11 protein-coding genes are annotated in these 10947 nt (G+C 39.3%); 7 read left to right on the forward strand and 4 right to left on the reverse strand.

Going from position 1 to position 10947, the window contains the following annotated elements; all coding sequences use genetic code 11:
* Nucleotides 1–195: 195 nt before the first annotated feature.
* The gene (locus NFS43_RS22535; RefSeq protein WP_251555164.1) at nt 196–984 is read right to left on the reverse strand and encodes an HAD family hydrolase; all 789 of its coding nucleotides are present in this window, start codon (nt 982–984) and stop codon (nt 196–198) included.
* A 139-nt stretch (nt 985–1123) separates the two neighbouring features.
* Here NFS43_RS22535 and NFS43_RS22540 point away from each other — a divergent pair, with 139 nt between their 5' ends.
* From NFS43_RS22540 to NFS43_RS22555, 4 genes are all read left to right on the forward strand, one after another.
* Nucleotides 1124–1858: a polysaccharide deacetylase family protein gene (locus tag NFS43_RS22540; protein WP_251555165.1), complete on the forward strand. Its 735-nt coding sequence runs from the start codon at nt 1124–1126 to the stop codon at nt 1856–1858.
* Between the two features lie 110 nt (nt 1859–1968).
* The gene (locus NFS43_RS22545) at nt 1969–2316 is read left to right on the forward strand and encodes a hypothetical protein (RefSeq protein WP_251555166.1); all 348 of its coding nucleotides are present in this window, start codon (nt 1969–1971) and stop codon (nt 2314–2316) included.
* A 152-nt stretch (nt 2317–2468) separates the two neighbouring features.
* On the forward strand, nt 2469–3971 hold the full coding sequence (locus tag NFS43_RS22550) for an aminotransferase class V-fold PLP-dependent enzyme (protein WP_251555168.1): 1503 nt from the start codon (nt 2469–2471) through the stop codon (nt 3969–3971).
* A gap of 164 nt (nt 3972–4135) precedes the next feature.
* Entirely contained in the window at nt 4136–4627 is a 492-nt protein-coding gene (locus NFS43_RS22555; protein ID WP_251555170.1) for a L,D-transpeptidase family protein, read from the forward strand.
* 63 nt (nt 4628–4690) lie between these two features.
* On the opposite strand, the gene NFS43_RS22560 is transcribed toward NFS43_RS22555, so the two are convergent.
* Entirely contained in the window at nt 4691–5224 is a 534-nt protein-coding gene (locus tag NFS43_RS22560) for a YceI family protein (RefSeq protein ID WP_251555172.1), read from the reverse strand.
* 377 nt (nt 5225–5601) lie between these two features.
* Between NFS43_RS22560 and helD the strand changes: the two genes are divergently transcribed.
* Nucleotides 5602–7935 carry an RNA polymerase recycling motor HelD gene (helD, locus tag NFS43_RS22565; RefSeq protein ID WP_251555173.1) on the forward strand — a complete coding sequence of 778 codons (2334 nt, stop codon included), beginning with the start codon at nt 5602–5604 and terminating at the stop codon, nt 7933–7935.
* A gap of 47 nt (nt 7936–7982) precedes the next feature.
* On the opposite strand, the gene NFS43_RS22570 is transcribed toward helD, so the two are convergent.
* A complete protein-coding gene (locus NFS43_RS22570; RefSeq protein WP_251555175.1) occupies nt 7983–8123 on the reverse strand; it encodes a BA3454 family stress response protein in 141 nt (46 codons plus the stop codon).
* Between the two features lie 135 nt (nt 8124–8258).
* Here NFS43_RS22570 and NFS43_RS22575 point away from each other — a divergent pair, with 135 nt between their 5' ends.
* A complete protein-coding gene (locus NFS43_RS22575) occupies nt 8259–8750 on the forward strand; it encodes a GNAT family N-acetyltransferase (protein WP_251555178.1) in 492 nt (163 codons plus the stop codon).
* Nucleotides 8751–8785: 35 nt separating this feature from the next.
* On the opposite strand, the gene NFS43_RS22580 is transcribed toward NFS43_RS22575, so the two are convergent.
* A complete protein-coding gene (locus NFS43_RS22580; RefSeq protein WP_251555180.1) occupies nt 8786–9016 on the reverse strand; it encodes a hypothetical protein in 231 nt (76 codons plus the stop codon).
* A gap of 319 nt (nt 9017–9335) precedes the next feature.
* Here NFS43_RS22580 and asnS point away from each other — a divergent pair, with 319 nt between their 5' ends.
* Nucleotides 9336–10727 (forward strand): asparagine--tRNA ligase, encoded by a 1392-nt coding sequence (gene asnS, locus NFS43_RS22585; RefSeq protein ID WP_251555181.1) that lies wholly within the window; start codon nt 9336–9338, stop codon nt 10725–10727.
* Nucleotides 10728–10947 lie beyond the last annotated feature (220 nt).

Below are 10947 nucleotides of genomic sequence, written 5' to 3' on the forward strand. Positions count from 1 at the left end.
AGTTATTCACCACCCTATAGTGGATTTTCCTGCCACCTGACAAAAGCTATCAAAACAAGACTGTAAGCCTGAAATAACAACATTTTATTGCAAATTGAGCTTTTTTCCCGGAAAAAGCAATGAAAATGTTTAATTTTGCAGAAAAAACAAAAGAGGATGACCCGTATCGGCGCCATCCTTTGGTTATGTAAGTCACTATTCCACTAATCCCAGCTTTTTTAATCCATTGGATATACCAGAGTTAGTGACATCGGTGGTTTTATGCTTGGCAAATCGAATAAGATCCGGGTGGCTGTTTCCCATCGCAAAGCTTTCTCCGACACCTTGCAGCATTTCTTTATCATTCATACCATCTCCAAAGGCAATCGAACATTCCTTATCGATTCCCAGATACCGTAAGACATGCTGTACGCCAAAACCTTTATTAACCCTGTGGTGGATTACATCATAGCAATGCTGCATTTTTTCGATGTTCACTTGAGATAGTCGGATACCGGCATTGTTATCGTATAATGCCGTATCTCCTGGTTTCAAATTGATCAAGGTCATTCCCAAAACGATGGAATCAATGGCAGGAGTGTACGCTTCATTTTTGTGAAGAGAAAAAACCTCTATGAATTCATGCGATAAAGGAGACTGCAAATCTGTAAAGGCATTCGTTCTGTTAGTATACAAAACAGCTTCATGCTGATGTTCCTTTGCGATTTTTAGAAATTGTTTAACGGCTGCTTCGTCCAACGGCTCCTTATACAAGTCCTGCCCCTGATAGGTGGCATAAGCACCGTTATAAGCAATAAAGCTGCTTACGTTTAATTGCTGGGCTAAAGCATCCATTTCATGAAGCGGCCTGCCTGTCGCAATAAATACTTCAATCCCTTTGGCCTGTATTTGTTTGATGGCATCTTTGGTGGATTCTTGAATGACATGGTCAGGAGGAAGAATGGTTCCATCTACGTCAAGAAATAAAATTTTATACTTGGTCATGAAAGTTCTCCTTTTAGTTTCTCTATTGATTAGTTTACACAAAAACCATGTATACATGAAAGGATGAGTAAAGACGAAAGTTTACGAAGCATTCAACTGTGACATAATACCATTAATAATGTAGGAAGGTGGGCTATCGATGAAACCGCTGATAATTGTGATGGTAACATGGATGGTATTAGGATTCTCAGATGCTGCCATTGCTGCAGAAAGAGTACCGATTCTTGTCTATCACTCGATTGCGGATTTTGCTGGGCATGGCCAGAAGGAATTGTACGTGACCCCAGCTCATTTTGAAATGCAAATGCGTTATTTGCGGGACAATGGCTATACCATGCTGACCTTTGAGAGCTGGCAGGAAACGGAACATGTGCAGAAGCCCATCTTGGTCACCTTTGATGACGGGTATAAGAATAATATCAATGCCTATAAAATATTCCAAAGGCTGAAGACGGACAAATTTCTGCCAGCAGCAACCATTTTTGCCATTTCCGATTTTATAGGATGGACCAATCGATTGACAGCAGGCGATTTAAAAGTGCTGGGGAATTCAGGTATGTTCTCGATTCAGTCCCATACCGTGACACATCCGGATTTGACTAAAGCGGCTAATCTAGAGGATGAACTGAAGCTATCTAAACAGAAAATTGAAAATATCACAGGCAAACCTGTAATCGCCATTTCTTATCCATATGGGAACACTAATCATCGAGTGATCCAACAGGCCAAGGAATATTATTTATTCGGCCTGACCACTACACCAGGACCTTTTATCAAGAAAGGATTGAAAGAAGAATATCTTCAGCTTCCTAGGACCTATATTAAATACTCAACATCTCTTGATGAATTTAAGAAGATTGTTCAAACTGAATAATACAGAAATAAAGCTATGAAAATCCAAATGTAACCAGTCCGAAACTTTCATGTAATCTAATTTTGTTAAAATATACAAAAAAGTAAATTAGATTCGGTAGGTGTGAAGACATGGAAGAAACTGTAGTGAAATCTTATGTTCAAAAATCTTTAGAGGAATGGAAAGAGGATATCCACCAAGTGCTTGATGAAATTGAAAAGGAATATGAAGAGATAGCACAGGAATTGAAGGTATATTCCTATAAATATGGAATAACCAAGCAAGTGATTCAGTCTACAGTGAATGAGGAAATTATCGAAAAGATTCGGGAAATGTACCATAAACCATTTGAGGAAAACTATAATCAATTAAAAGAATACATACGTGATTTAGAAGAGAAAAAGAGAGTATTTCAGATGTTTATCCAGAAGATTGATGAGGTAAACCGCAAGGAGTCTGTTAAGATCACCACCTTTTAAAGCAACGAATAAATAGCAGGGAAGAACTCGCTTAAAAGGCGGGTTTTTTTAATCCAGCCCGAATAGGGGATAAGATGCTTCCAATTTATTAGCTACATGAAAATAACCCTTGCATATAGTAATAATTAAGACTTATATGACGGGGTGGCAAGATGATTACCGCTAAGATAGGAACTAAATCTTTCCGGGTCCCGGAAGATCTTGAAGCGTATTTTAAAAGTTTTCGTTCTCATGTAATTGGAATCGACCAAAAATTTGATTCTCCTTACGGAAAAAAAGAGATTATTTATGCAGACTGGACAGCCAGCGGCCGATTGTACCGGCCAATTGAATATAGAATGACAGAGGTTATTGGGCCTTTTATGGCCAATACTCATACGGAATCAAATGTAACGAGTTTAATGATGACAGGAATTTACCACCAAGCCAAACAAATTATAAAAGACCATGTAAATGCAGGCCCTCTCGACGTTGTTCTGCTGGATGGCTTCGGGATGACTTCGGTTATGAATAAGTTTCAGCGAATGCTGGGACTCCGGGTTCATGAGCGTTGGAAGAGTTCCCTTCCATTATCCGAAAAAAATCGGCCGGTTATTTTTATCACCCATATGGAGCATCATTCCAATCAAACTTCTTGGCTGGAAACAATTGCAGAGGTAGTCAAAATTAACCCAGATCCTGCTGGAAATGTTGATCTGGATCATTTGGAAAATTGCTTAAAGTCCTATCGTGAACGTCCATTAAAGATTGGTGCATTTACAGCATGCTCGAATGTCACGGGAATTCAAACTCCCTATCATCAGTTGGCAAAACTCATGCATGTGCATGGCGGCCTCTGTTTAGTAGATTTTGCGGCTTCTGCTCCCTATGTAAAAATAAATATGCACCCAAAAGACCCATTGGAGAAATTGGATGGGGTGTTTTTTTCGCCCCATAAATTTTTGGGAGGACCGGGCACAAGCGGTGTGGCGGTATTTGATTCGAGATTGTATAAAAATAAGGTGCCTGATCATCCGGGCGGCGGAACTGTGATTTGGACGAATCCCTGGGGGGAACATCAATATTATCAAGAAATCGAACTAAGGGAAGATGGCGGGACACCTGGAATACTTCAAGCTATTCGTACGGGGATGTGCCTGACATTAAAAGAGGCAATGGGAGTTGAAAATATACTTAAACGGGAAAAACAGCAGACATCCTTGTTATTGTCTGAGCTTGAAAAGCTGCCGAAACTTCATATCTTAGAGGGGCATATCAAAGACCGTTTAGGTATCATCTCTTTTTATGTTGAAGGTATCCATTATAATTTAATCGTCCGGCTCTTGAATGACAGGTATGGGATTCAAGTTAGAGGGGGATGTTCTTGTGCAGGTACCTATGGTCACTATCTGTTAAATATTAATAAAAAAGCCTCTAAACAAATTACTGATCAAATCAATCATGGGGATTTGTCAGGGAAACCGGGATGGGTTCGTATTTCCATTCACCCGATCATGACGAATGGCGAGATTCAATTGTTAGTGCAGGCAATAGGGGAAATTATTGAAAACATTGAGACGTGGAAAAGGGACTATCGATATGACCCTGCCAGTAACGATTATTACTTTATTCATTTTAAACGGGAAGATATGGCACCCTATTTTTTTGCCGAATAAGATTGCATTGGCCATCGTGCTTAAAATCATGGGCTTGTCCATTAAGGGGTCTGAGCTCTTAACATTTTGGACAGTCCCATGATCGTCTTTTTTATTAATGGAGAGAATTTAGGGGGCATAGGCGCTGGTTATCGGGCATATGCTGTGAAAAAAGGGTGATTCACATGATTCATACAGTTAAGGCAGGTGAAACATTACATAGTATTGCTGAAGATTATAGAGTGAGCATTCGCAGCCTTTATACCGCAAATCCTGGTATTGGAGATTATTTGTATATCGGCCAAAAACTTCAAATACCTGGTCTGCCTGATCCAAACACGATATCTTATTCCATCCATGTATCCGTTCGTAAGAAGCAGCTGGCACTCTATCATAATGGCAGGTTTGAAAAAATATTTCCCATTGCAACCGGGAGTATGTTAACCCGAACACCTGTAGGGGATTTTGTGATTGTAAACCGGCAATACAATCCAGGGGGGCCTTTTGGTGTAATCTGGCTGTCCCTTTCTAAGAAAGGGTATGGCATTCATGGGACCAATGATCCGAGCTCTATAGGCAAAGCAGTATCCCATGGCTGTATAAGAATGCATAATCGCGATGTCCTGCAGCTGGCTGAAAAGGTGCCTAATGGTACTAGAGTCATCATTCAACCCTAATTGTAAAAAATGGAATCAGAAAGAAAGAGGCTGACGCAGGTCAGCCTCTTTCTTTCTACTATTTTATTCAGCTTTCGCTGCTTGAATTTGCAGATTAACTTTCACTTTGTCCCCAACTAGAACTCCGCCAGTTTCAAGAGCCGCATTCCAAACTAAACCGTAGTCTGAACGGTTTAATGTGCTGTTGGCGCTGAATCCGACTTTTTCATTGCCCCAAGGATCTTTTCCTTGACCTTCAAAGGTAACATCGAAAGTTTCTTGTTTTGTTACACCACGAAGAGTTAAGTCTCCGGTTACTTTATATTCACCTTCGTCTGTTTTTTCGATAGTAGTTGCCTTAAAAGTCAAGGCTGGGTAGTTTTCTACATCAAAAAAATCGGCAGATACTAGGTGCGCATCACGGTCAGCGTTACGTGTGTCAACACTTGAAGTATCTACAGTAAATTCGATCGAGGCTGTTGTCAAATCAGCTGGATCTGCTTCAATAACAGCATTAAAGCTGTTAAATGATCCTTTTACGTTTGCAATCATCATGTGGCGGACTGAAAAATCCACACTGCTGTGCGCAGGGTCTAATGCCCATTTTGTTTTTGCCATGAATAATCTCTCCCTTTGTTTTGAAAAATATTATCTTGAATTTAAAATAATTTAATTCAAGATAAATTATAGAAGGGATACCAGCTAATTGTCAATCTTTTTTTATCATTTTTTAAAAGAGATTTCGAATACTATCCTAGAGGAATTCGTTCAAGTAATGGGAAGTAAACAATAACCAAAAAAAAACGCCAATGACGGCGTTTTGGATTGAAGATATTTGCATTATGGTTGAATTGCATCATCTGAAATGATAAAATGACTTTTGGTATTATATGCAATTGATATTGCTTATTGTATAAATAACCTATTATAACAATAGCACATTTTGAATCTATTTGTCAACATTTTGGCTATCATTTTTTCGAGGAGTTGGTTACATGAGTGACTTGCAAAATAAAAACTGGCAAGAAGAGCAGCAGCGGGTCGAAAATGTTGTAAAAGAAGTAAATAAAAAGATCAATAAGCTTATGCAAAATACAAGTAAGGTAAGCACAGATGTCCTCGAGATTCGGAAAAGCTTTTGGCAGGATGTAACGGTGAATTTAGATGAACCGGATGATGTAATTGAAACTGCAGCCAGCATTAAGCAGCAGTCCGAATTGTTATCTGAGCGTGAACGCACCTATCGGCAGCTTGACAAACAATTGGATACGCTGAAAAGGTTAAAATATTCTCCTTACTTTGGCAGGATTGATTTCTGGGAGGAAGGAGAAACGTCTCCAGATCAAGTCTATCTTGGCATCGCTTCCTTAATGGATGAACACGATGAGAATTTTTTAATTTATGACTGGCGTGCTCCCATCTCAAGTTTATATTACGATTTTTCTCCTGGTCCCGCTCATTATCAGACACCAGAAGGATTGATTAAAGGAGAAATGACATTAAAGCGCCAATTTATCATTCGGGCATCCGAAATAAAAGGAATGTTTGACACAGGGGTAACAATTGGGGATGAAATGCTGCAGGAGGTACTTGGAAACAATGCCAGCACCCAAATGAAAAGCATTGTGGCAACGATCCAGCGTGAGCAAAATGCCATTATCCGAAATGAAAAAAGTAAAATTTTAATTGTCCAAGGAGTCGCCGGAAGCGGGAAGACATCTGCTGCCCTGCAGCGGGTTGCTTACTTATTGTATCGCTACAGGGGAATGATAAAGTCAGAAAATATCATGTTGTTCTCGCCGAATCCTTTGTTTAACAGCTATGTGGCAACGGTGCTGCCTGAACTGGGCGAGGATAATATGCAGCAGTCCACATTCCAGGAGTATTTAAATCTCCGTCTTGGCAGGGAATATACTGTGGAAGATCCGTTTATGCAAATGGAGTTTTTACTAAACGGAAAAAATCTGCCAGAGTATCAAACAAGAGTGGATGGAATTCGTTTTAAGGCGGGCCTTGATTTTAAGAAAATGATTGATGACTATGTGAACGAACTTTCTGATGGCGGGCTCATTTTCAAAAATTTATCCTTTCGAGGAGATGTGCTAATCTCCCAAAAAGAAATTGGGGATTACTTTTATACATTAGATAAAGGAATATCCATACCGAATCGGCTTCTGCAGGTGCAGGGATGGCTGAAAAAGGAACTAAGGCGCTGGATGAGACGGGAACTTTCTCGTGAATGGGTGGAGGAAGAGATTCAATTCCTTGAAAAGGAAGACTATTTAGAGGTTTATAAACAGCTGCAATCAAAAAATAATTATACAGAAAATTCTTTTGATGATTTTGAACGTGAACAAAGATTTCTTGCTGAAAGGGTGGTGAAACAAAAATTCAAACCACTGTTTAAGACTGTTAAACAATTGAAGTTCCTTGACCTGCGGAAAATATACAAGCAATTATTTGAGCGGAGGCTGGATTCTCATGACAATGCACCGGCAGATTGGGCAGGGATTTGCAGGCAGACGATTGAACAATTGAATAAATTTATGATTACTTATGAGGATGCCACCCCTCTTGTATATTTGGAGGATTTGCTGGAGGGACGCAAATCGAATACGGCAATTCGCCATATTTTTGTCGATGAGGCACAGGACTATACCCCGTTTCAGTTTGCCTTTATTAAAAGATTATTCCCTTATAGCAAAATGACTATATTAGGCGACTTTAATCAGGCGATCTTCTCTGGAGCGACTGGCTCAGAAACAGTTCTTACGGATCTTGCCCATCAGGAAGATGAAACCGAAACATTTGTTTTAACGAAAACCTATCGTTCAACGAAAGAAATCGTTGAATTTACGAAAGGGCTGATTAAAGGGGGAGAAATGATTGAACCGTTTAATCGCTATGGGAGAAAACCAACAGTGGCAATGGTCGAAGAGGGCCGTTTAAATGAATGGGTTATCAACAAAGTGAAGGATCTGCAACAAGATGGGCATCGGACCATCGCTGTTATTTGCCGAACGGCTGGGGAGAGTTCTAAGGCATACGTAGCTATAAAAAAACAAATAACAGCGCATTTAATTGAAAAGGGAACACTTTCTTATGAAAAAGGGGTCCTTGTTATTCCTTCCTATTTGGCAAAAGGAATTGAATTTGACGCCGTCATTCTTTATGACATTTCCCAATATCAAAATGAACGGGAACGGAAACTGTTTTATACGGTCTGTACAAGGGCCATGCATGAACTTCATATGCTGGCAACCGCTGGGATAAGTCCGCTTATGGAACAGGCCTCAAAGGATACTTATGTAGTCATTAACAATGATTAAACTAAAATAAGCTGTATGGATAAGTAAAATCCATACAGCTTGTTCGATTAGCCCCGATTTTTCCATTGTTTCTGGACTTGTTCATATGCCATGCGTTGAATTTCTTCATCGGGTGTACAGCTTTCCGTAATGACGTTCGTAAGGTACATTTTACCTTCGAATTGAATCATGACTTCTACTTGGACCATAACATCAATCACCTTTCTTTTCTATATTAATGAATAAATCATTCTTGTTAATTTATACTGTTTGATAGACAAGATCATTCGATCTGTAGCTTTTAAGCTGATATAATAAAACAAAAAATGAGGAGTTTATACGAGATGTCCATGCATTTTGAAGAGATAAGGAAAGAAACATTGTATATTGCGCTTGAAATCGTCAATTCCAATCAAGCCTATAATGTCTTAGAAAACGGCAAACCAGTTCGAAATCTTACTGATATGGAACAGGAGTTTTTAAACCCTAAAACAGAGAGTAAATTTATTAAACTAGATGATACGTATATCGGAGTATTAGATTATTTGGAAGAAAATCCAAAAGATCGTTTTCCGTGGCTTGGGCTGCTTATGATTCATGCAGACTATCAAGGGTTTGGTTTTGGTGAGCAAGCATATGCCCTGTTTGAAAAAGAGTTGGTAAAGCGGGGCCTTCACACAGTTCGAATTGGTGTGATAAAAGAAAATCAGAAAGCCAAACAATTCTGGAAAAAAATAGGATTTACCTATTATACCACAACCAAGCTGGAAAATGGAACAGGAGTTTTTTGTTACCAAAAACAATTAATAGCTGATCAAGATTCATTCTTATGTTAATTAGAGGTTTATAAAAAAACTTCCGACCGGAAGTTTTAAACCTCAACAATCATAAATTCTTCGGCGAACTGCTGCACTTTGTTTTTATCGATTTTGTTTTTTTTCAGTGAAGACTCAGCAATCACGATATAGGTCTGAAGTGACAGATCCCTTTTTAAATCTCGAATTGAAATATCACCATTCAATAATTGGATGGCCTTATCTTTGATGGTAAGATCCTTGGAAGAGTTGTAAAGAAGATAGGCAATACAAGTGACTTTATCCATATCAACACCCCTTTTAAAGCAAGAATCGAAGCAATATTAATAATTTCGACCTATTTTTATTAATACCTGCTATAATTCAGAAAATTTTTAAAAATTGTGGTGAAAAACGTTTTTTGATGGATCCTTCCTAATCAGCGGGCAATTTGTTGAATATTGCTTATTAGCGGTGATTTATATATAATATGGAAGGGATAAATCATGCGGCAAACAAGGTATTTACCTTTCGTCCCAGAGGGATGGGAGGTTTTTTATTTAAATGGCAGCCCGGTTAAGGTGAACACCCGGGAAACTTTTATCCGTATGCTTTAGGAGGGAAATCATGAAATTATCTTTAGTGAAAGAATTGTACAGGAATACTGAAAGTTTTATCGGCCAACAAGTGCAAGTATCCGGCTGGATTCGCACTATTCGTGATTCGAAAACTTTCGGTTTTATCGAATTGAATGATGGAAGCTTTTTTAAAAGTGTCCAAATTGTTTTTGATGAACAATTAGACAATTTTAAAGAAATTGCCAAGCTGCCAATCAGCTCTTCTATCAAAGTGGAGGGAGATTTTATTCATACTCCTCAAGCTAAGCAGCCTTTCGAGATTAAGGCAACATCGATTTCGATTGAAGGGACATCCAATGTGGATTATCCTCTGCAAAAGAAACGGCATTCGTTTGAATACTTGAGGACAATTGCTCACTTAAGGCCAAGAACCAATACGTTTGCTGCTGTTTTTCGTATCAGGTCGTTAGCGGCTTATGCAATACATAAGTTTTTCCAAGAGCAAGGTTTTGTTTATGTCCACTCTCCAATTATCACCGGCAGTGATACGGAAGGGGCAGGTGAAATGTTTAGAGTCACCACTTTGGACATGGATCATTTGCCAAAAAACGATGAAGGCAAGACTGATGCTTCCAAAGACTTTTTTGGACGGGAAACCAATTTAACCGTAAGCGGCCAGCTTTCGGCTGAAGCTTTTGCCTTGGCATTCCGCAATGTTTATACCTTTGGCCCAACGTTTAGGGCCGAAAATTCCAATACAGCCCGGCATGCTGCTGAATTTTGGATGATTGAGCCGGAAGTTGCTTTCGCTGAGCTGCCTGATATTATGGATTTGGCAGAAAGCATGGTCAAATATGTGATTGGATACGTAATGGAGCAGGCGCCTGAGGAAATGAATTTCTTTAACAGTTTTGTTGAGAAAGGATTGCTGGATCGGTTAAACAATGCACATACTGCTGAATTTGGACGTGTTACTTACACGGAAGCAATTGAATTGTTAAAACAATCTGGGGAGAAATTTGATTATCCAGCTGAATGGGGTACAGATCTGCAAACTGAACATGAACGTTATCTTTGTGAAAAAATCTTCAAGAAACCTGTGTTTGTAACTGATTATCCAAAAGAAATTAAAGCATTTTATATGCGGTTAAATGAAGATAACAAAACAGTAGCAGCAACGGACTTATTGGTGCCGGGAATCGGCGAACTTGTAGGCGGCAGCCAGCGTGAAGAACGTGAGGATGTCCTTACTGGAAAAATTAACGAGCTTGGCATGAATGAAGAGGATTATTGGTGGTATCTGGAATTAAGAAAATATGGCGGCACCAAGCATTCCGGTTATGGCCTCGGATTTGAACGCCTGATTATGTATTTGACAGGCATAAGCAATATCCGTGATGTTATCCCGTTCCCTCGAACACCTGGAAATGCAGAATTTTAATCGTTTTTGGACAGGCCCAATGGATTGGGTCTGTTTTTTGCGTAAAAAAGGCTCCTATTGCAGGAGCCTCAGGCTGTCGAAAAACCTTCGACAGCTTTTATTTTATCTTTATTCTTTATTAATTAACCGCGTTAATATGATACAATATTATTAATAGTTGTCTATGCGAATTGTCGGTTGATTTGCGCTCCAGGCGCTTCGCTTTCCGCGGGCGTGCCGG

The sequence above is a fragment of the Neobacillus muris genome (assembly GCF_943193175.1).
Classification (GTDB): Bacteria; Bacillota; Bacilli; order Bacillales; family Cytobacillaceae; genus Neobacillus; species Neobacillus muris.